This is a genomic window from Pseudomonas sp. RW10S2 (assembly GCF_014268985.1).
In the GTDB taxonomy this organism is placed as follows: domain Bacteria; phylum Pseudomonadota; class Gammaproteobacteria; order Pseudomonadales; family Pseudomonadaceae; genus Aquipseudomonas; species Aquipseudomonas wayambapalatensis.
In genome coordinates this window covers 34,857-58,528 of the sequence record NZ_JABWRO010000017.1, presented here as the reverse complement: position 1 = coordinate 58,528, position 23,672 = coordinate 34,857, and the positions used below count along the sequence as shown (strand labels likewise).

The window sequence follows — 23,672 nt, the reverse complement described above, 5'->3', positions numbered from 1 at the left end:
CTTTTCGCGGGCAAGCCCGCTCCTACAGAACTGCACCGCTCAGGTTTTGCGGGCAGCGACTGGCTTTCCCGCTCAATCGTGGGAGCGGGCTTGCCCGCGAAGGGCTCACCCGCGAAGCGCCTGCTTACTTGAAATCCCACTGCATCTGGGTGGCAATGCTCACACCGCTGGAGGAGCGCACGCACACATCCAGGTAGTCGGTGAAGCGCGGCGGCACGGCAATGCCCTCATCGAGCAGGCGGCGGTTGTCGAACAGGTAGTTCAGGTCGGCAAAACCGCTGTACAGGCGCAGGGCTCGCAGGACCAGGCGTGGGTTGGCCGGGCCGATGCGCGACTCGAAGCTGGCGGCCAGTTCCTTGAGGTTGTCGACATCGATCTTGCGGTAGCGCTCGCCCACCGGCGCGGCGCCGTTGGCCAGGGCGAATGCCTGGTCGATCTCGCCGAAAGTACAGGCCGAATCATGCCCGGCGGAGATGTGGTAGAGGTCGTGGCTCAGGCGCGGCTTGAGGGTCAGGCCGATCAGCGCCTCGGCGCAGTAGTCCACCGGAATCACGTCGATCTGTTCGTCGAGGCCACAGGTGAAGCTTTCCAGGGCGAAGCCCATGCGGAACACCCAGAAGATGCTGCCAGAGGCCTGGCAACCCAGGCTGCGGTGACCGACCACGATCGAGGGGCGCGCCACCACCAGCGGCAGGGCCGGCAGTTCCTCGCGCATGCGTCGCTCGATTTCAGCCTTGGAGGCGGTGTAGTCCACCAGTTGCTGTTCAGCGTCCGGAAACTCCCAGGATTCACTGATCGGCGATTCACGCTCAGGGCCGCAGCACATGGCGGTGCCCACGTGGAGGAAGCGCTTGAGGCGCTTGGAGCGGCTCATCACCTCGGCAAAGGCGAAGGTGCCCTCGACGTTGACCGGCCAGATGGCCGGGTTCTTCGAGAACGACGCCACGGCAGCACAGTTGATGACCCGATCGACCTCCAGCAGACGCGGCGTTTCACGCTCCAGCCAGGAGGTGTCGAGGAAGTCGCCGCAAATGATCTGCCCGGCGTTCAGCGCCAGGCATTCGGCATGGCTGACGCCATGCTGCTGCAGGTTGTCGCGCAGGCGCTCAAGCCCTTGCCCGGCGTTTTCGGCGCGGACCAGGAATACCAGTTGCGGGCCTTGGCCATTGGCAATCAGCTGGGCGACGACCGACCCGCCGAGGAAACCCGTGGCGCCGGTAATCAGGATGCGTTCGGGGGTAGCGGTAAAGGTGATCGGTGCGTGCGTGTTCATACATTTCCTCAAGACGGGTAAGTCATCCGCAGTTCAATGTTAAGTGGCGACATCGAAACGTTGAAATGAACTTAAAGTCATCAGTAGGTTCGAGGCATTCGTTGGGACTGACTGATTCGCCTTGAGAACTTGCCCAGATAGACAATCTCTGTTTAGCGCAGTGCCTATCCGTTCAAAGCTGAAAGTGGCGCAGCCATGCAGCGCAGGGCCGGCCGCCACTCGTTGCGGCGCAGGTCCGGTAGCGGGCATGGCGAGCGGCGCGCCATTCTCCACGCTTTATGCCTGGGGGACGATGAATAGAAGGGGAGATTGACCGGGTTTTCGATGAAACAAAGTTTAAAAAAGGGGCAGGCCGTGGCGTACTTTAAATATATTTCATTCGCGCGGTAGTTATGGTCGACGCGAGGGGTTGTTCCGTTCGCGGGCGTGCCCGCGAACGGAACAACAGCGTTATTGAAGATCAGTTCAAACCCAACTTCCCGCGCAAGGTCGACAAATCTTCGGCCAAGGTGTTGACCGGCCCGACCATGGCCTTGCGATCACGCTCGGCCACCTTGTCGTAGGACTGGAACCCGCCATCCTTGGTCTTGTACTTGGCCAGCAGCGTGTTGACGGTGGCGAAGTTCTTGTCGACCTTGGCGACGAACGCCTTGTCCTGGGACTCCAGGTGGGTGCGGAACAGCTCGAAGATCTTCTGTGCGCCGTCGATGTTGCCCTGGAAGTCGTACAGGTCGGTGTGGCTGTAGCGATCCTCCTCACCCGAAACCTTGGTCGCGGCCACTTCTTCGAGCAATGCTGCCGCACCGCCGACGACTTTTTCTGGCGGGAAGGTCAGGGTGGCAATACGGCCCTGCAGGTCTTTCACGTCGGCGATCAGCTTGTCGGCAATCGGGCCTTGGCCGTCGGTGGTGTTCTTGTCGAACAGCGCGTACTCCAGGCGATGGAAACCGGTGAAGTCATCGGCCTCGACACCTTTTTCGTGATCGTCCACCCGCGAGTCGATGGCCGCGTCCAGGTCGCTGAACAGCTCGGCAATCGGCTCGACGGCTTCATAGTTGACCCGGGTCGTGGCATAGAGCGCCCTGGCCCTGGCCAGGTCTCCCTTCTTCACCGCATTGGTGAACTGCTCGGTGTCGCTCACCAGCTGATCGACCTTCTCGGTGACATAGATCTTGTAGTCCGACACCGGCTGCACCAGGGTCAGCGGGTCAACCGCAGCATTGGCCAACAGCGGGGCAAGCGTGAGCAACAGGGCGAGGCGGGTCTTGTTCATGGCGATGTCCTGATCCGTTTCTGTGTCGTGTCATGCGGTTTTTATGGGTTTGGCAGCGTCGAGCAGCGAACGACCGATGAAATCGTGATCGTTCTTCACACCGGGGAGGGCGAAGAAATACCCCCCTCCGACCGGCTTGATGTATTCCTCCAGCGGCTCGCCGTTGAGGCGGTTCTGGACGGTGATGAAGCCCTTCTCCAGGTCGGCCTGGTAGCAGATGAACAGCAGCCCCATATCCAGTTGCCCGTTCTTGTTCACACCACTGGAGTAGTTGAAGGGCCGGCGCAGGATCAGGTTGGGCTGGCTGGCCGCGGTGCGCGGATTGGCCAGGCGGATATGGGCGTCCAGGCGGGTCAGCTTGCCTTCCGGGTCCTTGGCGTAGTTGGGTACATCGGTTTCGCGCTGGCCGTCCATGGGCGCGCCGCTGGCCTTCTTGCGGCCGAAGATCGACTCCTGCTCCTGCAACGGCGTGCGGTCCCAGCGCTCGACCAGATTGCAGATGATCCGCACCACCTGGTAGGTGCCATCGATCGCCCAGGCGGGCTCATCGCCACGCTGTACCCAGACCAGCTGGTTCATCAGCGCCGCGTCGCTGGAGTCGGGGTTGGCCGAGCCGTCACGAAAGCCCAGGAAGTTACGCGCACTTTGCTCGGGCTCTGCAGCCTTGCGCGGTGCCTGCGGCGGCACCGAGCCTTCCTGTTTCCAGCGTACGTAGAGCAGGTCAGGCAGGTTCTTGATGATGTCGCGCAGGGCGTGGATGTTGGTGTCCGGCGCGTTGGAGCAGAACTGCAACCCCAGGTCGCCATGGCAGCGCTCGGCTTCCAGCGCATCGTTGGGGAAGCCGAGCATGCGGCTCAGGCGCTTGGGCTTGGCACTGCTGAGGCCAAATCGCTCGTCGAACAGTGACTCGCCGACCGACACCGTTATGGTCAGGTTGTCTGGCGTGACTACCGGGCCGAGGATGCCCGAGTCCACAGGTGGCAGCTTCGGGTCGACCTGGGGGACTGGGCCGCCGGTCATCAGGAAGCGAATGCGCTGGTCCAGCGTGCGGAACAGGCGCTCGAGATCCTGCTGGTCCTGCGCCAGCACATCGAAGGAGACGAACATCCCGGCGGTAGGACGCGGCGTCACCACCCCCGGTTGATGTTCGCCGATCCATGCGTTGCGCTCTTGCGTGCGGTCGCTGTGCGGGGCTTCGGTGACCTTGGCCGGTGAGGGGGCGGCCAGCGCGTTGCCGGTGGCCATGGCGACGCCCGCGACACCAAGGCCAGCCAGCAGCCGGCGGCGCTCTTGGGATTGCGGGGCGTTACGGGTATCGCGGTCTGTCATCTGGGGCTCGCTTGTCTTTACTGGTCGGCCAGGCCAAGGGCCTGATCGATGGCCGCAATCGCATTGGCCAGTGCATCGGCATCGGCTGCGATCTGCTGTTTCTGCGCCTGCGGCACCTGGTCGTAGGGCATGTAGCCTTCGGCGCCGCGCAGGGCCTGCAGGTGCTGCTCGAACTGAGTCATGGCGCTATCGACTGCCGCCAACGGCTGGGAGCCGGTCCTGGCCAACAAGGGGCGCAGCAGATCGATCACTTTGCGCACACCTTCAAGGTTGGCGGCAAAGCCCTGCAGGTCGAGGTGGCTGTAGCGTTCCTCTTCGCCGCTGCTGCGGATCTGTGCAAGGTTGCGCAGGCTGCGCACGACCGCCTCGGTGAATTGCTGCGGCGCAATGGACTGGGCCAGCAGTTGCGTCTTGAGCTCGCCCAGGTCGGCCAGCAGCGCGTCGGCCACCGGTGTCAGCCCTTCGGTGGTGCGCTGTTGGAACAGGCTGTACTCGATGCGATGCAGGCCCGCAAACGCCGGATCCTGCTCTCGCTGTTCGAAGTAATCGGCGCGGGCATTGATCCGGTTGTCCAGCTCAGCCAGCCGCTGGCTGGCGGGGGCGATGCGCTGGTAGATCACCCGCGCGGCGCCATAGGCGGCTTGTGCCTGCTGCAGGTCGCCGGCCTGAATCGCGTCCTTGAGCGCCTGGCCTGCCCGCACCAGGGCGCTGCTCTGGCTGGCCAGATAGACACGGTATTCGGACAGCGGGCCGATAAAGGCGGTCAGTGCGGGCCGCGCCTTGGCGGCCGCTTCGGAGGCGGCGGTCGGGGTGACGGTCAAACTGCCACGCGGGTTGCTGAGCAGGCCGCAGGTGATCGCGTAGCGACCCGGCTGCAACGTGGCGTTGATCACCTGTGACAAGCCCGGCGCGATGTTCTCGCGTTCTTCGATCACCAGCACGCCATCGAGGATCTCCCACTCCACGGCGCGCTGGGACTGGTTGACGATGCGGAAACTGTTGGGCCCGGCCGGGACGCTCAGGTCGTTCGGTTCGCACGCGTGATCGCGAATGGTGATCAGCGTTTCGTGCCCGGCGTTGGCCGCACGTCTGGCCTGGGCCTGGTGCGAGGCATAGAAGAACACCAGGCCCGCACCGACCATCAGCAGGGCACTGCCGGCAACCGCCAGGCGCAGTACACGGGGGGAGGGGGGCTTGCCGGCGGCGCCGGTCTCGTGACTGGTCATGCTTACCCTTGTTTCTGTGCAGCGTGGGAAGAAGGCTTGGCCGGCGCCGGCCAGAAGAACAGCACCAGCGCACCGACCAGATAGAGCAGGTAGGCCCCCAGGGTGCTCACTGTCGGGGTGTCCTGGTAACCGAACATCCCCGCCAGCACCGATCCGGTCGGGCCATCCATCGGCAGGCTGTGGCTTACATCGAAGACAACCCCCTGCAGCGCATTCCAGATCCCGGCCTCGTGCAGCGCCTGCACCGAGTTGGCGAGGATGCCCGCGGCCACCACGAGGATGAACAGGCCTGTCCAGCGGAAGAACTGCGCCAGGTTCAGGCGCAGGCTGCCGGAGTACAGCGCCACACCAACCAGGATCGCCACCACCAGCCCAAGCAATGCGCCCAGGGGCGCCGCAGGCCCTTCGCTCTGCTGGAACACCGCCAACAGGAAGAACACCGTCTCCAGGCCCTCGCGGGCGACGGCGAAGAACACCATGGCGATCAGCGCCCAGGCCTGGTGCTTCGAACCGCCGAGCGCGGCATCGAGCGAGACATGCAAATCATGCTTGATCGAGCGCGCCACTTTGCGCATCCACAGCACCATGGAGCTGAGGATCACCACCGCGACCAAGCCGACCAGCGCTTCGAAGAGTTCCTGCTGTTTCTGCGGGAACTCGCTGCTCATCAGCTCAAGGCCAGCGCCGACAAAAAGGGAGAGGGCTGCGGCGAGGAATACGCCGATCCACACGGCCGGCATCCACTGGCCACGGCCGGTCTGGCGCAGATAGCTGGCGATGATGCCGACAATCAGCGCGGCTTCGATGCCCTCGCGGAGCATGATTAGGAAGGGGACTAGCATGATTCTCCCGGGATGGCTGAAAGCATCGACCTCATGGCGAGGTCGCCGGGAAATCTACTTCAATGAGAATCATTAGCGCATGTGAATAATATTTTAACTTTTGCCATGTCCTCCCTGCCCAGGCTCGGGGAAATGGGCGTTGCAAGGCTGGAGTACAAATGTGCTCCGCCGCGATTGCCATGCTCAATGAAAGAACGCTGAGGGCGATTGACCACTTCCCTACCAGAATCGACCAGTTGAAAAGCGTGCGTCGCCAATCACCGCTGCTTGACCAGAGCCGCAAGGAAAATTCCGCCGAACACTCCTGGCACTTGGGCATGTACGCGTTGATCCTCAACGAGCATGCCAGCGGGGCAGTGGACAGCAACCGGGTCATTCGCATGCTGCTCCTGCACGACATCGTGGAGATCGACGTCGGCGACTTCCCCATTCATGGAGGCTCGTCCAGCCAGTTGCAGGCGCAGCTGGAAGCGGAGGCTGCGCAGCCACTGTGGCTGCGCTGTCAGTAGCCGCTTACTGGAACCATTGCCACAGCAGCAGGGTGCCGACCAGCCCGACCACCGAGACGATGGTCTGCAGCACCGACCACACCCAGATCGTCTGCTTGAGCTGCAGCCCGAAGTACTCGCGCACCATCCAGAATCCGGCATCGTTGACATGACAGAAGAACACCGAGCCGGCACCGATGGCCAGTGCCACCAGCGAACTCTGGGTGGTCGCCAGGCCGGCCATCAATGGCGCGAGAATACCGGCAGTGGTGGTGGTCGCAACGGTAGCCGAACCCGTCGCCTGGCGTAGCGCCACCGCGATCAGCCAGGCCAACAGCACGTACGATAGGTGCGCGCCGCTGGCCACCTTGCTGATGGTGTCGCTGATTCCGGCTTCGAGCAGGGTCTGTTTCAGCCCACCACCGGCGCCGATGGTCAACAACAGCACGGCGATCGGCGCCAGGCTCTTGCGCAGCACGCTGCCGACCTGGTCACGGGCCATACCAATCGACCAGCCCAGGCAGATCACCGCAGCGATCACCGCCAGGCCCAGGGCAATCAGCGGCTCGCCAAGAAACTTGAGGGTCAGCGCCAGGGTACTTTGCGGTGCCAGGGCGATCTTGGCCAGCGTGCTGCCCAGCATCAGCAGCACTGGCAGCAGGATAATCAGCAGCGATACGGCAAAGCTCGGCTTGCGCCGGATCTCGACCTTGGCAGTGAACAGCGCACCCAGTTCGGCGGGCTCCTGTACATCCAGGCGTTTCGACAGCCAGATACCATACAGCGGGCCGGCGAGGATCACCGCCGGAACAGCGATGCACAGGCCCAGCAACATGGTCATCCCCAAGTCTGCATGCAGGGCACTGACCGCGATCAGCGGCCCCGGGTGGGGAGGCATCAAGGCGTGCAGGGTGGTCATCCCGGCGAGCGCCGGGATCGCCACCTTGAGCAGCGGCTGTCCAGACTGGCGGGCGATGACGAAGATCACCGGCACCATCAGCACCAGGCCAACCTCGAAGAACAGCGGCAAGCCGATGACCATCGCCACCAGCGCCATCACCCAGGGCAGCGCCTTGCCGCGGGCATGGCGCAACAGGGTAGAGGCAATACGGTCGGCGGCCCCGGACTCGGCCATCAGCGCGCCCAGCATCGCGCCCAGGGCAATGATGATCCCGGCCTCGCCCAGCAGGCTGCCGGCGCCCTTGCCGAAGGCCTTGGCCACTTCTTCTGGTGGCAGGGCCGCGCCCAGGCCCGCCACGAAGGTGCCGATCAGGATCGATAGGAAGGGTGGTAGCTTGGTGACGCTGATGAGCACGATGATGCTGGCAATGGCCGCCAGGCAACAGAGCACCAGGCGGGTGTCGTGGGCAAGCCACGTGGCATGAGAAAGATCCAACGGAAACCCCTTCTTGTAATGTCTTGTTACGTGTTTGGAAGGAATATACCCGATGGATTCATATAGACGACTAGCTGATCCAGTTTTTCAGGGCTGGAACACATGAAAGTTTTTTCAGAAACCGCGTAACCCTGCATCCTTGCCGCAAACCTGCTAAAACAGGCCGCCGTGCTCTGCGCAGCAGCCCCACCACCGAGGAGAGACCCATGATCAAGACCGGCGATTCACTGCCTGACATCACGCTGTACGGCTACAGCAACGGGGAGGGCGCCTGTGCGATCGGCCCGAATGCCTTTTCCATCCTCGAGCGCTGCAAGCAACGCAAACTGGTGATTTTCGCCTTGCCCGGGGCCTTCACACCCACTTGCTCCGAGCGTCACGTCCCCGGCTATGTCGCTGCGGCCGATGCGCTCTTTACTGCGGGTATCGACGAAATCCTCTGCGTTTCCGTCAACGATGCCTTCGTCATGAATGCCTGGGGAAACAGCCTGCAGGTGGGCGATGCGGTGAAGATGATCGGCGATGGCAATGGCGAATTCGCCAAAGCCCTGGGCTTGAGCCAGGACCTGACGGCCCGCGGCATGGGCCATCGTTCCCAGCGTTACGCGATGCTGGTCGAAGATGGCGTGGTCAAGCACCTCGCGGTCGAGGCGCCCGGCAAGTTCGAGGTCAGCGATGCGCAGAGCATGCTGGCGTTCATCCAGGGACGTTGAGGTTTTCATCAGTCGTAAAAACTCGAGGGCGGCACGCCGAAATGCCGCCTGAACATCGCGGTGAACGCACTCGGGCTTGCATAGCCACACTCGAAGGCGATGTCGATGATCTTCCGGCCATTGGCGATCTGGCGCAGTGCAAACAGCAACCTGGCCTGGTCACGCCACTGCACGAACGACATGCCGGTTTCCCGCGTGAACAACCGATGGACCGTCTTGCTGGTCACCTCGACCCGCTCAGCCCACTCAGCGACCGTGAAGGTGTTGTCCGGGTAGCTGAGCAGATGCTCGCAGATGAACCTGATCCGTTCATCCCTTGGCAAAGGCAAGTGCAAGGGCAGCGCTTCGGACAGGCGCAGTTCCTCGGCCAACAGCTTCATCAACAGGTCCGCCCTGGAGTGCTCGGCGTAATCACCGGGCATATCGACCGCTGCAATCACCAGCTCGCGCAGTAGTCCGGACACCCCGAGGACGCAAGTACTGGCGGGCAGCCCGTCGATTGCAGTCGTGTCGATGAACATCGTCCGCATCCGCACATCGCCGGTCATTTTCACTTCATGTTCGAGCCCGGCCACCAGCCATAGCGCCCGGTCAGGAGGCACTACCCAACAACCATCGCGCGAGCTGACCACCATTACCCCTTCGATGGCGTAAAGCAGTTGCGTCCTGGGATGGCTGTGCCAGCCGGTCGAGGCGCCGTCCGGCCAGTCAGCCTCCATCGCCGCCATGGGGGCACGCGTGTCGTGATAGCGGAGGTACTTGGTCGAGATATCCTGATGCATGTCCCAATCCCTACAGTTCAGGCCACTATAGAGCAGGAAGGACGCCGGAAGAACGCTTAGCCTCGCAACTCGACATTCCGAGGGTTTCACCATGCGAAGCAGAGCTGCCTATCTCTTTCCTTTTCTCGCCATCCTGATCTGGTCAGGCAACGTCATCGTTTCCCGGCTGTCCGCCCACAGCATCGGCCCAGGCGCGATCACCTTCTACCGGCTGTTGCTGGCGGTACTCATCATGAGCCTTTTCGTCGCGGTTCCGGCGTGGAAGAACCGCGCGGTGATCTGGCCCCATCTCGGCAAGCTGGCGATCCTCGGCTTCCTGGCGCTGTGCTTCTTCCAGGTGATGTCGTACACCGCAGCCGCCTCGACCACCGCGACCAACCTTGCCGTGTTCACCGCGCTCACACCGCTGCTGACGCTCATTCTCGGTGCGATAGTGCTCAAGCACTCGCCCACACCGGCCACGGTGGGTTGTGGTGTGGTGTCATTCCTTGGGCTCATCTACCTGGTGAGCAAGGGCGAACCGGCAAGCCTGTTCAGCGGGGGCGCTCACATCGGTGACCTGCTGATCTTCATCGCCGCACTGGGTTATGCGCTGTACGGCGTGCTGCTCAAGCGCTGGGAGCTTGGGCTGAGCAGTTGGCAATCGACCTACATGCAGTCGATCTGCGCACTGGTGATCATGCTGCCGGCCTACATGGTCACCCCGGCAGCGCAGCGTCAACTGAATGTCGATACCGTACCGCTGATCCTGTATGCCGGAGGACTGGCATCGGTGGCGTTGCCGTTCTTCTGGGTGCGTGGTGTGCAGTTATTGGGCCCCGGGCGCTGCGCCGCATTCATGAATTTGCTGCCGGTACTGACGGCCGTCATCGCAGTGATCGTGCTGGGGGAGGCGGTGCGCGGATACCATCTGGTGGGGGGAGGGGTGGCGCTGCTGGGGGTTGCAGCAGCAGAGTACTTTGCTCGAACGCCCTCCAGGGCGCCATCGGGTGAGCCAGAAAAAACAGGCCAGCGGACGGCCTGAAAAGCAAGGACGCACGTCTGCGCGTCCCTTTTAATGGTCAGCCATAGCATCGACCACCTCTGCACCGTCCTGCGACGGGGGAAGGTCCGAGCGCGCTGCCGATATCGCAAGGCGGATGGGGACCTGGCCCCACCCGATCAGAGCACTTTATCGAGCGTGATGGGAAACTCCCTCACACGCTTGCCCGTGGCATGGTAGACCGCGTTGGCCACCGCAGCGGCCACCCCGACGACGCCAATTTCGCCCACGCCCTTGGAGCCGAGCTCATTGACAATCTCGTCGTGCTCTTCAACGAAGATCACATCAATATCCTCGATGTCTGCGTTCACCGGAATGTGGTATTCCGCCAGGTTGTGATTGACGATGCGGCCTAACCGATGGTCGGTCAGCGCTGCTTCATGCAGAGCCATGCCCACCCCCCACACCACGCCTCCGAGGATCTGACTGCGCGCGGTTTTCGGGTTGACCACACGCCCAGCCGCCACGGCGCTGACCACACGTACCACCTTGATTGTGCCAAGGTCCTCGTCGACGTGGACTTCCACGAATACTGCCGAATGGGTGGCGGTGGAGAACGGTTGGCGCCTGGCGCCGGGCTCTGCCTCGATCTGCACTTCGAACTCACCGTCGGGGGCGCTGGCGACGATGTCTGCCATGGCCATGCGATGGCTGTCCGCGTGCAGGTAGCCATCGGCGAAAACGAACTGCTCCCGGGGTGTGTTGGCCACCTGCGGGTGCATTTTGCGTGCATGCTCCAGCACCTTGGCACGCAGTACCTGACAGGCCTGGCGCACGGCCGAGCCCACCGACGACACCGTGAACGATCCGCCCTGAAGCGGTGCGGTGGGCAGTGAAGAGTCACCCAGCACGAAGGTGACGTCCTGCACCCTGGTGCCGGCAGCGTCGGCTGCGATCTGTGTCATGACGGTATAGGTGCCGGTCCCGATATCGGTGGTGGCACTGCTGACGGTGAGGTGGCCCTTGGCATCGATGCGCGCCTTGGCGCTGGCCTTCATCTGCATGGCTTCCCAGACGCCACCGGCCATGCCCCAGCCGATCAATTGGTTGCCATTGCGCATGCTGCGCGGTTGGGGGGTGCGCTCATGCCAGCCAAAACGCTCGGCACCTTGCTGGTAGCAGGCCAGCAATTCCTTGCTGGAGTAGGGCTTGCCCTCGTTGCCATTGTTAGCGGCGAAATTACGCTGGCGCAGCTCTACCGGGTCGATCTTCGCAGCACAAGCGAGCTCATCCATGGCGCATTCCAGCGCAATCATCCCGGACCCGGCCCCAGGTGCCCGCATGTCCAGCGGGGTGTACACATCGAGCGAGGCCAAGCGATAGCTGAGCGCGACGTTGTCGCATTGGTAGAGCATGCCGCTCCATTCCACCAGGTGCTCGGTGAAGTCCTCGAAGCGGGAGGTCTGGCCAAGCGCATTGTGAGCGATTGCCAGCAAGCGCCCGTTTGCGTCTGCCCCCAGGCGCAAGCGTTGCTCGGTGCGGGGCCGGTAGCCAAAGGTGAACATCTGCTGACGGGTCAGGGTCACGCGCACCGAGCGCTTCAGGTACAACGCCGCCATCACTGCCAGCGGCAACTGGTACTGCGGGCGCAAGCCCGAGCCGAAGGCCCCGCCGACGAACGCCGCGCGCACACGAATGTTTGCCTTGGGCAGGCCGAACACCTTGTGCAGGTAGTCCTGGGAGTTCTGCGTGCCTTGGGTCTTGTCGTGGATTTCCAGCGTGCCGTCGGCCTTGTAGTGCACGGTCGACGCATGGGGCTCCATCGGGTTGTGGTGCTCGTTGGCCGTCAGGTAGGTCGCATCCACCTGCACCGGCGCACCGGCAAACTGCCCGGCGAAGTCGCCACGTGGCGCCGGTGTTTCGGCGGGTGCCGGATGCGACTGCTGGCATGCGCCCAGGTCTGTCTGGTGAGCCTCCTCGGCATACTCGATCTTGAGCAGCGAGCCGGCATACCGGGCCAGTTCGAGGGTTTGAGCGACCACCAGCGCTACCGGTTGCCCGCTATAGAGCACTCGATCATTGAACAAGGGCCGAAACGGCGAGCCCTCGGCAGAGTCGGCATCGCTATAGTCGTCGTCATAACTCGATATATGCGGACGATGGCCATGGTCGAGCACGGCGATTACCCCGGGTACGCGCAAAGCCTGTGTGCTGTCGATATCGAGTACCCGACCGCGGGCGATGGTACTGGACACGACACTGCCGTGTAGCAGGCCCGCCTCGGGATATTCGCCCGCATAGCGGGCCTGCCCGGTGACCTTCGCCACACCGTCCACGCGGTCCAGGGGTGTGCCGACTACTGGTGTGCTTTTGATCATGGTCGTGCTCCCCCGTTAGCGGCGCCGCGCGCCGCGTCATCCAATGCACGCACGATTGCTCGCTGAGCGAGCGTTACCTTGAAACCGTTGTGGCGCAGAGGTTGTGCACCTTGCAGCAACGTTTGCGCAGCGCGGGTAAAGAGTGCTTCAGAAGGCACCTGGCCGACCAACATGCGCTCGACAGCCAGGTCCCGCCAGGGCTTGTGGGCAACGCCGCCCAACGCCAGGCGCGCCTGGCGGATCACTTCGCCATCGAAGCTCAAGGCTGCAGCGACTGATACCAGCGCGAACGCGTAGGAGGCGCGGTCGCGTATTTTCAGGTAACGGTAATGGTGTTCGAACATTGGGGGCGGCAGCTCGATGCCTGTCACCAGTTCATCGAATGCCAGTTGATTGTCGCGCTCGGGGGTGTCCTGGGGCAGGCGATGGAAATCCGCGAAGGGTATCTGCCGCTCACCGGACGGCCCCTGTACGTGCACCACGGCTTCGAGCGCTGCCAATGCGACGCACATGTCCGAGGGATGGGTCGCGACACAGGCATCGCTGGCGCCGAGAATGGCATGGATGCGGTTCATGCCTGTGCGCGCAGGGCATCCGCTGCCCGGTTCGCGCTTGTTGCAGGCGGTGCCGGTGTCGTAGAAGTAGTAGCAGCGGGTACGTTGCAGCAAGTTGCCACCGGTACTGGCCATATTTCTCAACTGCGGCGATGCCCCGGCCAGGATCGCGTCGGACAGCAGCGGGTATTGCTGCTCGATCATCGGGTGCCAGGCCAGGTCGGCGTTGCTCACCCGTGCACCGATCAGCACGCCGCCGCCGGGCGTGGGGTAGATACCGTTCAGCCCGAGTCCGGAGATGTCGATCAAACGCTTGGGGCGAACCACGTTTTCCTTCATCAGGTCGACGAGGTTGGTACCACCAGCGATGAAGTGCGAGCAGGCGTCAGCCAGATTGACCGCTTCGCTGACCGAGTTGGGCTTGTGGTAGCTGAAGGGTGTCATGGTTCCTGCCCTCGTTGTGGCTCGATCCCATCCCTCATCAACGGCAGGGCTTCTTCCACCGCCGCGACGATGTTGCCGTAGGCGCCACAGCGGCAGAGATTGCCGCTCATCTGCTCACGAATGGCCTCGCGGGTGTCGGCACGTGCTTCGTAAACCAGCCCGACCGCAGAGCAGATCTGCCCCGGGGTGCAGTAACCGCACTGGAACGCATCGTGGTTGATGAAGGCGCGCTGCATGGGGTGCAAAACGTCGCCGCTGGCCAGCCCTTCGATGGTCACCAGGTCGGCCCCGTCGCACATGATGGCCAAGGTCAGGCAGGCATTGACGCGCTTGCCATCGCGCAGCACCGTGCAGGCGCCGCACTGGCCATGGTCGCAACCCTTCTTGGTGCCCACCAGGTCCAACTGCTCACGAAGCAGGTCGAGCAAGGTGACCCAAGGATGCACCTGCAGTGTTCGGGGCTGACCATTGAGGGTCAGACAGATGGGGTGCGTTTCAGCCCCATTGGAAGAGATCGCGCTCATGGTGAGGTCCTCACGGTCAGGGTACGCGCAGTGTGCTGCGTCTTTGTTGTGCGACCGGGGCGGCTGAATAAACGTTCAGTCGGCTCGCCGAAAGCTTGACGTGAGGTGGCAGGGGCGGCACGTTGAAGGGCAGGGCGCATTGATCTGACCGAGCAGTCTCTGGCCCAAGCCATCAACCAGACTCTCCTGCGTCATGGCATCATTCTGGTTCCCTCATTCGCAGTGGGGCGCGCCCAACTGCTGATGTATTACCTCTACAAGCTCAAGCGTGACCGGCTGATTCCGGATATTCCGGAGCTCAAAGGCGGGCTACGGTCCGGATGAATACTTTCGAGGCTGAGCCATGAATATCTATGAGGCGATTCACGAGCGTCGCTCGACCCGTGCGTTCACCGCCGAGCCTGTCGAGCAGCATCTGATCGTCCGCCTGATCGAAGCCGCGGCACAGGCACCGAGCGCGATGAACCTGCAACCTTGGGTGTTCACCGTGGTACGCGACCAGGCACTTCTGGAGCAGGTATCGTCCGATGCGAAAGCGTACCTGGCAAAGCACTGTGGCGATCAGTTGCCTGAATCTTTGCAAGCGATGTTGAATGATGAGCGCTTTCAGATCTTCTACCACGCTCCTGCGCTCATCGTGATCGCTGCGAAGACGGCCAGTGACTGGGCCGTTGAAGAGTGCGCGCTGGCTGCGCAGAACCTGATGCTCGCGGCGCATGCCGAGGGCCTGGGCAGTTGCTGGATAGGGCTGGCGCAGCGTTATCTCGCCACGCCGGCTGGCAGACAGGCTTTGCACTTGCCCGATGAATGCGCTCCTGTCGCACCGGTGATTGTAGGTTATCCCAGCTCAGTGGCAGCTGATGTGCAGCGCAAGGCGCCGGAGATTCACTGGATCGGTTGACGCGCCGTGGACCTTGTATCTGCAGGCTCACCGCGCGAGCGAGGTCGCACCATGACCCTCCCTGAACGCTTTCCACTGGGGATTATTGAACCCGTCGCCAACCTCGTGCTTGGCTATGTGCGGCAAATTCCAGGGGTTGCGCAGGCGACAATCGCAGGAAGCATACGTCGCATGCGCGATACGGTAGGCGATATCGACATACTCATCGAAGCCGAGGCCGGCGCGGATATCATCGCGCAGTTCTTGCGCTTCCCAGACATCGCAGAAGCACTGAGCAAGGGGCCCGTGCGCGCCAGTGTCCGCTTGAAATCCGGGCTGCAAGTGGACGTTAGGTAAGTGGTGCCGGCCGTGCATGGAGCTTTATCCACGTACTGCGCACCAGCATCCTGGTTGAATGGTTTAGTGGGGTGGCGGCAGTCGCAGCGGTCTCACTGCTGGGTACACGCCCACCCACCCCGCTCAACTGATGCAAGTGATCGCCAGAACGCTAGCGTTTTGGCGTAACAGGCCACTCACCAGGCAGAACGCAGATCCCCTTTAGAAATCGAAGGTCATCCCGGCATACAGGGCCCGACCGTCACCCGGTGAATGCAGCGAGGCATCGGCGCCATCGGGGTCGTACCAGACGTACTCGTAGTAGCGGTTGGTCAGGTTCTTCAGTTGCAGGTCTACGCTCATGGTTTCGCTGAGCTTGTAGGTCGCGCCCAGGTTCATCAGCACGTAGCCGCCGTAGGTGCCCTGGGTGTTCTCACGCTCCAGGTAGTAGTTGGTTTGGCCGTTCGCCCAGGCGCTCAGTTGCAGGGCAGGGGTGGCCTGATAGCTGATGCCGGTGTTCCACAGGTGGTGCGGCACGTGGTCGATCTCCTTGCCTTTGCTGTCAGGCAGCGTGCTGCTGGGCTGAAGAATCTTCGAGTATTGCCAGGAGTACGACATCCACATCTCGGTGCGTTCGCTTGGGTGCAGGTTGACCTGCAGGTCGTAGCCCCAGCGCCGTGTTTCGCCGACGTTGTCCGACTCGCCGCTAGGGTCGTTGAGGCGACGGCTGACTTCACCGCTGGCATCCTGGCGCCAGTAGGCTACGCGGCCATCGACCCAACTGGCCGGGGTGAATTTGATACCGGTCTCCCAGCCTTCGTTGATCGACGGGGCCAGGTCTTCATTACGCGGTGGCACCTTGTAGGCCGCTGCACCGGTACCGACCTGGAAGGTGCGGCCCCAGTTGGCGTAGACACTGGCGAAGCGCCACGGCGAGTAGACCACGCTTAGCTTGGGCTGCTTGATCAGCCCGTAGTCGTTGATGTCATAGTCTTGTCCGGTCATCTTGTTGGTGAAGTCACCACTGATCTTGTCCACCCGGTACGCCGGTACGATCTTCAACGATTCGAATGGCTCGATCTCCGCCTGCACGTAGGCACCGACCGTGTTGAAGTCGAAGTCCTGATCGCGTGTCTGCGCCTGGCGTACACGCTCCACGGTGCGATAGCGCTCGCTGCGGTTCTGTTGCTTTTGCACATCGCTGCCACCTTCCAGCGCAAAAGCGTGCAGCCAGTCCACCTGGGGGCGCCAGGTCAGCGAGGTGATGGCACCGTACTGGTCTTCGTAGGTGTCGCGCTCCTGCTGTGAGCTGGTGCGCCAGTACTGGGTCCAGCGGCGGTCGTCGAAGGTGTTGAGGTAGGTCTTGGCCGACCAGGACAAGTTGTCGGCCAGGTCCGTGTCGAAGTGCACGCTGACCTGGTTCATGCGCCGCGTGCCTTTGTCCGTGGCGTTGTAGGCGTTGCTCATGCGCGGATGATGGCGGGCATCGTCTTCGGTCAGGTAGCCGGCCTCCTGGGCTTCGGACTCGTAGTGGCGGGCGATCAGGCCAAGGCGGTAGCTGCCATCGTCAGGGGTGTAGAACCACTTGCCGCCGAAGCTGTAGCGCTCGGTGTCGGCATGGTCACGATAGCTGTCGACCTGCTGGCGGCCGAAGAAATAGTTCTGCGTCCAGTTGCTGGTCTCGATGCCCTTGGCCAGTTGCACCTCGCGGGTGTTGAAACTGCCGTAGCGCACGCGCGCCTTGTTGTAGTTACCGCCGGTACGGGTGTTGATATTGACGTTGCCGGCGATGTTGTTCAGGCCGTAGCGGGGGTCGCTGGTGCCGCGCACTACCTCAATGCTGTCGATGTCCATCGGGAACACCGAGTCGATGAAGGGCATGTTGCCGTCGTTGGTGTTGCTGGGGATGCCATCGATCAGCAACTTGACCGCGTTCACTTCGCCTTCGCCATTGAAGCCGCGAAACGACAGTTTGCCCGAGGTGGTGCCCTGGTTGAACTCGGTCAGCATCACCCCGGGTGCACGGCTGAACAGTTCCCAACTGTAGGTCACCGGCATTTTTTCGAGGATATCGCCGCCCAGGATGTCTACCGAACTGAGCACGCTGCTGGTGGCCAGCGGGCCGCTTTCGGTACTGGTCACGTTGACCGCGCCAAGGGTGAGGGTGGAGTTTTCAGCGGGCAGTGTTTCGGCAACTGCCAATGACAATGGGCTGAGGCTATAGAAAGCGAGCACGGGCAGGACGGCGCGAGCGGTGCAGCGGAATGCGGACATGAGTGGTTCCTGGAGACGGTCGGGCAGGGCTGCGCACCGCAGGTCACGGGGCAGCTATGGGCAAGTAACGACGGGTCAGGCCAGGGGAGAGGCTCGGGGGTTGAGCTTTGGCCACTGATCGCGTGGCAGTGGCAACCTGTGGCTGTCACCGAGCAGGAGTGCATCAGGCCAGAAGCGGGGGAGCAGGTGACGATAGTAGTCGCTGGCCAGCAAGGCATGCCCGGCATGGCCACAGCAGCAGTCGCCAGCCTGGTGTTTCATTTCTGGCTGATCGTCGAGTTGCGGCAGCTCGGCCTTGAGCTGGGCCAGCAGTGACTTGGGCAGGCTCTGTGCACCGTGCAGGCTGCAGAAGCTGCCGAGGATCAGCGATTGGCTGTCGATACGGGGTGTTTGCAAGGCACGGTCGAGCGGCATCGCCAGCAGATTGAACAGCACGGCGAAGCAGGCGAACAGACAAAGATGTGCACGTGCACGTGAAAGCATGAGTCACCCGAACGAATGTGGCGCGCATTAAGCCGCATCCGTTGCGGGCTGTACAAGTTCCGTGGTGCGCCTTTTTGTCGCAGGCGCGCCACGCTGACGGCTCAATGGCTGCGCATGCCGGCGGCCATCATGAACAGTCGGATCAGCCAAGCGAACAGCCCCAGCGCCGCGACGCTGCCTGCCCAGATCAGCACCAGCCAGGCAAGGCGGCGCCATATAGGTTGCTTCACACTGGGTGTCATCACGTTGGGCTCCTAGTGATAGCCGTCTTCATGGGTCACCTTGCCGCGGAACACGTAATAGCTCCAGAACGTGTAGCCGAGGATGATAGGCAGAATGAACAGTGTGCCCACCAACATGAAGCCTTGGCTCTGCGGCGGCGCTGCGGCCTCCCAGATGCTGATCGACGGTGGGATGATGTTTGGCCACAGGCTGATGCCAAGGCCGCTATAGCCCAGGAAGATCAGTGCCAGGGTCAGCAGGAACGGCGTGTAGTGTGCATTGCGTGAAACGGCAAGTAGCAGCCCGTAGAAGGTGACCACTACCAGGATCGGCACCGGCAAGAACCACAGCAGGTTGGGCATGCTGAACCAGCGGGCGGAGATCTGCGGATAGGCCAGAGGCGTCCACAGGCTGACCACAGCGATGACCACCAGCAATACCAACGCCAGCGGCCTGGCAACATCGTGCATGCGCTGCTGCAGCGGCCCCTCGGTCTTCATCACCAGCCAGGTGCAACCGAGCAAGGTGTAGGCGACCACCAAACCCAAGCCGCAGAACAGGCTGAACGGCGTGAGCCAGTCGAGTGCGCCGCCGGCGTACCTGCGCTCGACCACCTTGATGCCTTCGATGAAGGCGCCCAGGGCAACGCCTTGGGAGAAGGTCGCGACCAGCGAGCCCCAGATGAAGGCTTTGTCCCAGAGATGGCGCTTGGCGGGTTTGGCCTTGAAGCGGAACTCGAAGGCCACGCCCCGGAAGATCAGGCCGATCAGCATTAGAATCAGCGGCAGGTAAAGCGCCTCCAGCACCACCGCGTAGGCTAGCGGGAAGGCGCCGAACAGCGCTGCACCGCCGAGTATCAGCCAGGTTTCGTTGCCGTCCCATACCGGGGCGACGGTGTTCATCATCACATCACGGTCACGCGCGTCCTTGACGAAGGGGAAGAGCATGCCGATCCCCAGGTCAAAGCCATCCATCACCACATACATCATCACCCCGAAGATGATGATCACCGCCCAGATCAGTGGAAGGTCGATGCCCATGTCAATTCACCTCTGCCTGTTAATCGTCGGCGGCGGACAGCGGCCGCGCCGGGGTATGTTGCTGGCCGGGACCGCCTGGCGTGTGATGGTCGCCCTCGCCAGGTTTCGGCCCTTTGCGCACCAGGCGCATCATGTAGCCAAGTCCGGTGCCGAACAGGGCGAAATACACCACCACGAACGCCACGAGGGTAATGCTGAGTTGGGTGGCGTCATGGTTCGAGACCCCGTCGGCCGTGCGCAGCAGGCCGTAGACCACCCATGGCTGGCGTCCGATCTCGGTGGTGAACCAGCCTGCAAGGATCGCGATCAACCCCGACGGCCCCATCCACAGCGTGAGGTAGAGGAACGGCCGCGAGCTGTACAACGTGCCGCGCTTGCGCAGCCACAGGCTCCACAGGCCGACGAAGATCATCAGCAAGCCCAGCCCGACCATGACCCGGAACGACCAGAACACGATGCTCGAATTCGGCCGGTCCTCAGGCGGGAACTCCTTCATCGCCGGCACCTGCTTATCCAGGCTGTGGGTCAGGATCAGGCTGCCCAACGCCGGAATCTCGATCTTGAAGCGCGTGGTCTCAGCCTTCATGTCGGGGATGCCGAACAGGATCAGCGGGGTTGGCTCACCCGTCACGTTCTCCCAGTGGCCTTCGATGGCGGCGATCTTCACCGGCTGGTGCTTGAGCGTATTCAGGCCATGGAAGTCACCGATCACTGCCTGGATCGGCGCGACGATCAACGCCATCCACATGGCCATCGACAGCATCTTGCGCACTGCCGGGTTGTCACGCCCGCGCAGCAGGTGCCAGGCCGCCGAAGCGCCGACGAAGAAGGCCGTGGCAACGAACGCCGCGGTGGCCATGTGCATCAGGCGGTAGGGGAAGGATGGGTTGAAGACGATCGCCAGCCAGTCGACCGGTATCACCCGGCCATCGATGATCTCGTGGCCCTGGGGCGTCTGCATCCAGCTGTTGGACGCCAGGATCCAGAAGGTCGAGACCAGCGTGCCGAGCGCCACCATGCAGGTGGAAAAGAAATGCAGGCCACGGCCGACACGGTTCCAGCCGAACAGCATGACGCCAAGGAAACCCGCTTCGAGGAAGAAGGCGGTCAGGACCTCATAGGTGAGCAATGGGCCGGTCACGGCGCCGGCGAAATCGGAGAAGCGGCTCCAGTTGGTGCCGAACTGATAAGCCATGACCAGACCGGACACCACGCCCATGCCGAAATTGACGGCGAAGATCTTCGACCAGAAGTGATAGAGGTCGCGGTAGACCTGCTGATTCGTTCGCAGCCACAGGCCTTCAAGCACGGCCAGGTAACTGGCAAGGCCGATGGTGATGGCGGGGAACAGGATATGGAAGGAAACGGTGAAGGCGAACTGGATTCGAGCCAGGTCTAGCGCCTCGAGCACGCTCATGATGATGGAGCCTCACAGGGTGGCGCACCTTGGCGCCGTTTTCGGGAAGCAGAGCCCGGGTCCTGGCCGGCTCAGCGTTGCTGTCTTGGGAAATTGCACGGGCCATTGCGATGGCGGCGCCACTGTAAGGACGGTGGCGGGTGTGACCAACTGCGACAATCTGTCCCTGAGGGGCACCCGCGCGGGTGAATCGAGGCCAGTTAAGAGGGGTGTGACGGCTTGTCGCAGAGAGGGTAGGCCGAGGTTGATGCTTCTGCGGGGCCGGTATCGATGCTAAAGTTGTCGCCCATGAACCGCCTGCCTTCACACCGCCCCCTCATTGCCTGGGCACTGTACTTCTGTGTCCTGTTCAATGTACTTGGCTGTGGCCTTGCCCACGGGCAGGCATTGGGATTGGCGCTGAATGGATTCGGCGGTGCGTTCTGCAGCCTCGGGGGCGATACTGGCCTGCTGAAAGCCAAGCAGGACAACGCCTTGGCGGGCGACCTGAGCATTCCCTTCAGTTGCCCGATGGGGGCGGCGGCCTTTCTTACCCTGGTTTTCCTGATTGCCGTCGCCTGGCTGCTGGCCAGCCGTGAGCGCCGGCCATTGCCGCGCGAAATCCGCAGCCAGGCGCCGCCGCGTTATTGCTGGCCCTCGTCCAACCCTCGCGCTTCACCTCTCTGACGCTACCGGCGCCTTGGCGCCCTGGCGGGCCTGTGCCTGCCCTAAGCACGCCGGACCGGCAGTGCATGCCTTGCATGTAACTGCTGGCTGGTTTGACCGTCGCTGGAGAGAGCCCCTCATGACCTGTCGAATCTCCGCGCCCGCGCTACCTGGCGAGGCGTGAACATGCGCCGTTGCGGCCTGCGCGCACGCACCTGGGACAACATCTGGGTCGCCGCGCTGCTAGCGATGCTGCTCAAGGTACTGGCACTGCCGATGGCCAGCACCCTGGGCGACCTGAGCCTGCAGCAATTGCTGGCGGGCAGCTACTGCTCGTCGGGCGGCGTACAGCCGGCGATGCTGGACAAGGATGGCAACCTAAGCCCGAAAACGGCCGACCCCGGACATTGCTGCTGCGCCCAGGGCGGCCCGGCACCCATGCCTGCTGCGTTGGTCCTGGCAGGCTTTGCCTTGCCTGCGCTGCCTATCGACCGGCAACCAGCTGTTGCGCTGCATTCGCCCCGGCACCGCTGGCCGTCGATCAATCCACGTGCCTCCCCGGCGGCGATCGCCTGACCTGCAAGGACCCAGGCCGCACCCGCGAAAGGCGGGGCGTCGGCCTGCCGATGGCTAGCCTTACCCGGGAGCACACGATGTCTCGTACCCTGACCGCTTCAGCGTTGCTGGAGCCTTTCGCTCGTCCGTCGCGCAGCGGCGACTTTCTGTTGCCGTTTCCCGACTACCCCTGCAATGCCCGCAGCTTCGTCAACCTCGATGCGCGCCTGCTGCCTTACTGGCACACACTGTTCGACGTCTGCCCAGGGCTGCTCAAGCTTGATCCGCCAGAAGGCCTGGAGTTGTTCCGACGATTCATGACCTGGGCATACCGGCACCATCCGGCGCTGGACTGGACCTACTACATCAGCGTTTGCCGTTGGTTACTGAACTCTCCTTACCAGGCACGGGTGACGGAGGAGCACATCGAAGCCTTCATGGTGGCTGCAGCGGCGCTGTGGGTGGCAACTGACGTGTCTCAGGCCCGTGGCCTGGTGCTGGCCTGGCAACCGATGGGCGAATGGGTGGTGGAGTGGAAAACCGGCGTGCGCCCGGCGCTGCCAGCGCCCCAGGCGGATGAAGACTTGCCGCCACCCCCGTGGGAATTTTCCTGGAGCCCGTTGAGCGCCAAGGGCGCGAGCAGCTTCCGGCGTTGGTTGCCGGTGCCCGGCTGAGCCAGGCCAGGGCCTGGGCGGCAATACGCCGCCCGTTTCCCACTTCACTGAATACCTAGCGAGATACTGACGATGGACGTACTCCAAGCCATGCGCGCGTTCAGTTGCGTGGTTCAGGCCGGCAGCCTGACCGGCGCGGCCGAATGCCTGGACACCACGACTGCCAGCGTTTCCCGGATGCTCTCCAACCTGGAAGCGCACTTGCATATTCGTTTGCTCAACCGCACCACCCGCCGCATCGCCCTGACCGAAGCCGGCAACCGTTACCTGAAACGCTGCCGTGTGATCCTCGAACTGGTGGATACGGCGGAGCGCGAGATACACCGCACGCTGGATTTGCCCGCCAACGGGCTGCCTCGCACGGGAGCAGGCTCAGCACTGCAAATGGGTGCTTGCTAGTCCGGCAAGTCGTCGCCGCTGGCCAGCGGACGTACCGGTGCATCGACCTTGACCGAGGTTTCGTTGCCGTCTTCATCGACAACGGTCAGGGTCAGCGGCACCGTGGCGCCTTCCTTGATCTGCTCTTTGGGGTTGATCAGCATGATGTGCTAGCCGTGGGTGTCGAGTATCACTGGCTGGCCGGCGGGCAACTCAAGGCTTGCCAATGGCTTCATGGTCATGACTCCGTCCTTCATGGTCATCTCGTGCAGTTCCGTCTTGGCGGCCACGGGAGAGTTGACCCGAACGAGTTTGACGTCTTCGTTGGCGGTAAGGCGCATGAAAGCACCCGTAGCAGGCTGGTTGGGCACCGTGGCCCTGACCCAGGGGTCTTCAACCTTGACTTCGACCTGGGCCAGGGCGGTGCTGGCGAAGCTCGTCAACAACACGCCCAACAGCAATCCATTGGCTTTGCGCAAGCCTTTGAACATGAAAGGTTTCATCGGCAGCTCCTTGTTTGATTGGTGCGGCAGCCTTCGTTGTCGAGGCTGCCTGGCCATTTAG

At 62.7% G+C, this 23,672-nt stretch carries 23 protein-coding genes and 4 pseudogenes; 11 read left to right on the top strand and 16 right to left on the bottom strand.

Going from position 1 to position 23,672, the window contains the following annotated elements; genetic code table 11:
- Nucleotides 1–124: 124 nt before the first annotated feature.
- From cprA to efeU, 5 genes are all read right to left on the bottom strand, one after another.
- Nucleotides 125–1,273, bottom strand: a complete 1,149-nt coding sequence (gene cprA, locus HU729_RS06245; protein ID WP_186664665.1) for a cationic peptide resistance protein CprA — start codon at nt 1,271–1,273, stop codon at nt 125–127.
- Nucleotides 1,274–1,733: 460 nt separating this feature from the next.
- Nucleotides 1,734–2,546: an iron uptake system protein EfeO gene (gene efeO / locus HU729_RS06240; protein WP_186709110.1), complete on the bottom strand. Its 813-nt coding sequence runs from the start codon at nt 2,544–2,546 to the stop codon at nt 1,734–1,736.
- A 30-nt stretch (nt 2,547–2,576) separates the two neighbouring features.
- Entirely contained in the window at nt 2,577–3,875 is a 1,299-nt protein-coding gene (efeB, locus tag HU729_RS06235) for an iron uptake transporter deferrochelatase/peroxidase subunit (RefSeq protein ID WP_186709108.1), read from the bottom strand.
- A 17-nt stretch (nt 3,876–3,892) separates the two neighbouring features.
- Nucleotides 3,893–5,101: an iron uptake system protein EfeO gene (gene efeO / locus HU729_RS06230; protein WP_186664671.1), complete on the bottom strand. Its 1,209-nt coding sequence runs from the start codon at nt 5,099–5,101 to the stop codon at nt 3,893–3,895.
- A 2-nt stretch (nt 5,102–5,103) separates the two neighbouring features.
- Entirely contained in the window at nt 5,104–5,943 is an 840-nt protein-coding gene (gene efeU / locus HU729_RS06225; RefSeq protein WP_186709106.1) for an iron uptake transporter permease EfeU, read from the bottom strand.
- Between the two features lie 158 nt (nt 5,944–6,101).
- Here efeU and HU729_RS06220 point away from each other — a divergent pair, with 158 nt between their 5' ends.
- Nucleotides 6,102–6,452, top strand: coding sequence for an HD domain-containing protein (locus HU729_RS06220; RefSeq protein ID WP_238348318.1), 351 nt, complete (start codon nt 6,102–6,104; stop codon nt 6,450–6,452).
- Nucleotides 6,453–6,456: 4 nt separating this feature from the next.
- On the opposite strand, the gene HU729_RS06215 is transcribed toward HU729_RS06220, so the two are convergent.
- Nucleotides 6,457–7,827, bottom strand: coding sequence for a gluconate:H+ symporter (locus HU729_RS06215; RefSeq protein WP_186709104.1), 1,371 nt, complete (start codon nt 7,825–7,827; stop codon nt 6,457–6,459).
- A 206-nt stretch (nt 7,828–8,033) separates the two neighbouring features.
- Between HU729_RS06215 and HU729_RS06210 the strand changes: the two genes are divergently transcribed.
- Entirely contained in the window at nt 8,034–8,540 is a 507-nt protein-coding gene (locus HU729_RS06210) for a peroxiredoxin (protein WP_186709102.1), read from the top strand.
- Nucleotides 8,541–8,548: 8 nt separating this feature from the next.
- Here HU729_RS06210 and HU729_RS06205 read toward each other — a convergent pair whose 3' ends face one another.
- Entirely contained in the window at nt 8,549–9,322 is a 774-nt protein-coding gene (locus HU729_RS06205) for a helix-turn-helix transcriptional regulator (protein ID WP_186709099.1), read from the bottom strand.
- A gap of 91 nt (nt 9,323–9,413) precedes the next feature.
- On the opposite strand from HU729_RS06205, the gene HU729_RS06200 reads away from it, so the two are divergent.
- Nucleotides 9,414–10,346, top strand: coding sequence for a DMT family transporter (locus tag HU729_RS06200; protein WP_186709096.1), 933 nt, complete (start codon nt 9,414–9,416; stop codon nt 10,344–10,346).
- A 137-nt stretch (nt 10,347–10,483) separates the two neighbouring features.
- Here HU729_RS06200 and HU729_RS06195 read toward each other — a convergent pair whose 3' ends face one another.
- From HU729_RS06195 to HU729_RS06185, 3 genes are read right to left on the bottom strand one after another with little or no spacing between them, the layout of a single operon-like run.
- Entirely contained in the window at nt 10,484–12,682 is a 2,199-nt protein-coding gene (locus HU729_RS06195) for a xanthine dehydrogenase family protein molybdopterin-binding subunit (protein ID WP_186709093.1), read from the bottom strand.
- Entirely contained in the window at nt 12,679–13,680 is a 1,002-nt protein-coding gene (locus tag HU729_RS06190) for a xanthine dehydrogenase family protein subunit M (protein ID WP_186709089.1), read from the bottom strand. The genes HU729_RS06195 and HU729_RS06190 overlap by 4 nt, the downstream gene beginning before the upstream one ends.
- Nucleotides 13,677–14,204, bottom strand: a complete 528-nt coding sequence (locus HU729_RS06185; protein WP_186709085.1) for a (2Fe-2S)-binding protein — start codon at nt 14,202–14,204, stop codon at nt 13,677–13,679. Before HU729_RS06185 ends, HU729_RS06190 begins: the two co-directional genes overlap by 4 nt.
- Nucleotides 14,205–14,345: 141 nt before the next feature.
- Here HU729_RS06185 and HU729_RS06180 point away from each other — a divergent pair.
- The 4 genes and pseudogenes from HU729_RS06180 to HU729_RS25775 form a co-directional block, all read left to right on the top strand.
- Nucleotides 14,346–14,498 (top strand): annotated as a pseudogene (locus HU729_RS06180) (MBL fold metallo-hydrolase); the annotation flags it as partial.
- Between the two features lie 49 nt (nt 14,499–14,547).
- Nucleotides 14,548–15,105, top strand: a complete 558-nt coding sequence (locus HU729_RS06175) for a nitroreductase (protein WP_186709082.1) — start codon at nt 14,548–14,550, stop codon at nt 15,103–15,105.
- Nucleotides 15,106–15,156: 51 nt separating this feature from the next.
- Nucleotides 15,157–15,441, top strand: coding sequence for a hypothetical protein (locus tag HU729_RS06170; protein ID WP_186709080.1), 285 nt, complete (start codon nt 15,157–15,159; stop codon nt 15,439–15,441).
- Nucleotides 15,442–15,476: 35 nt separating this feature from the next.
- Nucleotides 15,477–15,572: pseudogene (locus HU729_RS25775) on the top strand (copper resistance protein CopD); the annotation flags it as partial.
- A 70-nt stretch (nt 15,573–15,642) separates the two neighbouring features.
- On the opposite strand, the gene HU729_RS06165 reads toward HU729_RS25775, so the two are convergent.
- The 5 genes from HU729_RS06165 to HU729_RS06145 form a co-directional block, all read right to left on the bottom strand.
- Nucleotides 15,643–17,694, bottom strand: coding sequence for a TonB-dependent receptor (locus tag HU729_RS06165; protein ID WP_186709078.1), 2,052 nt, complete (start codon nt 17,692–17,694; stop codon nt 15,643–15,645).
- A gap of 75 nt (nt 17,695–17,769) precedes the next feature.
- Nucleotides 17,770–18,177 (bottom strand): DUF2946 family protein, encoded by a 408-nt coding sequence (locus HU729_RS06160; RefSeq protein WP_186664724.1) that lies wholly within the window; start codon nt 18,175–18,177, stop codon nt 17,770–17,772.
- A gap of 101 nt (nt 18,178–18,278) precedes the next feature.
- Nucleotides 18,279–18,419 carry a DUF2474 domain-containing protein gene (locus HU729_RS06155; protein ID WP_186709112.1) on the bottom strand — a complete coding sequence of 47 codons (141 nt, stop codon included), beginning with the start codon at nt 18,417–18,419 and terminating at the stop codon, nt 18,279–18,281.
- Nucleotides 18,420–18,431: 12 nt separating this feature from the next.
- Entirely contained in the window at nt 18,432–19,439 is a 1,008-nt protein-coding gene (cydB, locus tag HU729_RS06150) for a cytochrome d ubiquinol oxidase subunit II (RefSeq protein ID WP_186709075.1), read from the bottom strand.
- 19 nt (nt 19,440–19,458) lie between these two features.
- A complete protein-coding gene (locus HU729_RS06145) occupies nt 19,459–20,856 on the bottom strand; it encodes a cytochrome ubiquinol oxidase subunit I (RefSeq protein WP_186709072.1) in 1,398 nt (465 codons plus the stop codon).
- Between the two features lie 288 nt (nt 20,857–21,144).
- Here HU729_RS06145 and HU729_RS06140 point away from each other — a divergent pair, with 288 nt between their 5' ends.
- From HU729_RS06140 to HU729_RS06125, 4 genes and pseudogenes are all read left to right on the top strand, one after another.
- Nucleotides 21,145–21,522 (top strand): DUF2946 family protein, encoded by a 378-nt coding sequence (locus HU729_RS06140; RefSeq protein ID WP_186664733.1) that lies wholly within the window; start codon nt 21,145–21,147, stop codon nt 21,520–21,522.
- Between the two features lie 165 nt (nt 21,523–21,687).
- Nucleotides 21,688–22,077, top strand: a complete 390-nt coding sequence (locus tag HU729_RS06135) for a DUF2946 family protein (RefSeq protein WP_186664736.1) — start codon at nt 21,688–21,690, stop codon at nt 22,075–22,077.
- A 77-nt stretch (nt 22,078–22,154) separates the two neighbouring features.
- Nucleotides 22,155–22,730 (top strand): putative natural product biosynthesis protein, encoded by a 576-nt coding sequence (locus tag HU729_RS06130; RefSeq protein WP_186709069.1) that lies wholly within the window; start codon nt 22,155–22,157, stop codon nt 22,728–22,730.
- Nucleotides 22,731–22,802: 72 nt separating this feature from the next.
- Nucleotides 22,803–23,048, top strand: a pseudogene (locus HU729_RS06125) (LysR family transcriptional regulator); the annotation flags it as partial.
- Nucleotides 23,049–23,125: 77 nt separating this feature from the next.
- Here the strand turns inward: HU729_RS06125 and HU729_RS06120 are convergent.
- A pseudogene (locus HU729_RS06120) lies at nt 23,126–23,599 on the bottom strand (copper chaperone PCu(A)C).
- Between the last annotated feature and the right edge of the window lie 73 nt (nt 23,600–23,672).

Coding starts and splice junctions, on each gene's coding strand:
- cprA (WP_186664665.1), bottom strand. CDS start 1,273: ATGAACACGCACGCACCGATCACCTTTACCGCTACCCCCGAACGCATC.
- efeO (WP_186709110.1), bottom strand. CDS start 2,546: ATGAACAAGACCCGCCTCGCCCTGTTGCTCACGCTTGCCCCGCTGTTG.
- efeB (WP_186709108.1), bottom strand. CDS start 3,875: ATGACAGACCGCGATACCCGTAACGCCCCGCAATCCCAAGAGCGCCGC.
- efeO (WP_186664671.1), bottom strand. CDS start 5,101: ATGACCAGTCACGAGACCGGCGCCGCCGGCAAGCCCCCCTCCCCCCGT.
- efeU (WP_186709106.1), bottom strand. CDS start 5,943: ATGCTAGTCCCCTTCCTAATCATGCTCCGCGAGGGCATCGAAGCCGCG.
- HU729_RS06220 (WP_238348318.1), top strand. CDS start 6,102: ATGTGCTCCGCCGCGATTGCCATGCTCAATGAAAGAACGCTGAGGGCG.
- HU729_RS06210 (WP_186709102.1), top strand. CDS start 8,034: ATGATCAAGACCGGCGATTCACTGCCTGACATCACGCTGTACGGCTAC.
- HU729_RS06205 (WP_186709099.1), bottom strand. CDS start 9,322: ATGCATCAGGATATCTCGACCAAGTACCTCCGCTATCACGACACGCGT.
- HU729_RS06200 (WP_186709096.1), top strand. CDS start 9,414: ATGCGAAGCAGAGCTGCCTATCTCTTTCCTTTTCTCGCCATCCTGATC.
- HU729_RS06195 (WP_186709093.1), bottom strand. CDS start 12,682: ATGATCAAAAGCACACCAGTAGTCGGCACACCCCTGGACCGCGTGGAC.
- HU729_RS06190 (WP_186709089.1), bottom strand. CDS start 13,680: ATGACACCCTTCAGCTACCACAAGCCCAACTCGGTCAGCGAAGCGGTC.
- HU729_RS06185 (WP_186709085.1), bottom strand. CDS start 14,204: ATGAGCGCGATCTCTTCCAATGGGGCTGAAACGCACCCCATCTGTCTG.
- HU729_RS06175 (WP_186709082.1), top strand. CDS start 14,548: ATGAATATCTATGAGGCGATTCACGAGCGTCGCTCGACCCGTGCGTTC.
- HU729_RS06170 (WP_186709080.1), top strand. CDS start 15,157: ATGACCCTCCCTGAACGCTTTCCACTGGGGATTATTGAACCCGTCGCC.
- HU729_RS06165 (WP_186709078.1), bottom strand. CDS start 17,694: ATGTCCGCATTCCGCTGCACCGCTCGCGCCGTCCTGCCCGTGCTCGCT.
- HU729_RS06160 (WP_186664724.1), bottom strand. CDS start 18,177: ATGCTTTCACGTGCACGTGCACATCTTTGTCTGTTCGCCTGCTTCGCC.
- HU729_RS06155 (WP_186709112.1), bottom strand. CDS start 18,419: ATGACACCCAGTGTGAAGCAACCTATATGGCGCCGCCTTGCCTGGCTG.
- cydB (WP_186709075.1), bottom strand. CDS start 19,439: ATGGGCATCGACCTTCCACTGATCTGGGCGGTGATCATCATCTTCGGG.
- HU729_RS06145 (WP_186709072.1), bottom strand. CDS start 20,856: ATGAGCGTGCTCGAGGCGCTAGACCTGGCTCGAATCCAGTTCGCCTTC.
- HU729_RS06140 (WP_186664733.1), top strand. CDS start 21,145: ATGAACCGCCTGCCTTCACACCGCCCCCTCATTGCCTGGGCACTGTAC.
- HU729_RS06135 (WP_186664736.1), top strand. CDS start 21,688: ATGCGCCGTTGCGGCCTGCGCGCACGCACCTGGGACAACATCTGGGTC.
- HU729_RS06130 (WP_186709069.1), top strand. CDS start 22,155: ATGTCTCGTACCCTGACCGCTTCAGCGTTGCTGGAGCCTTTCGCTCGT.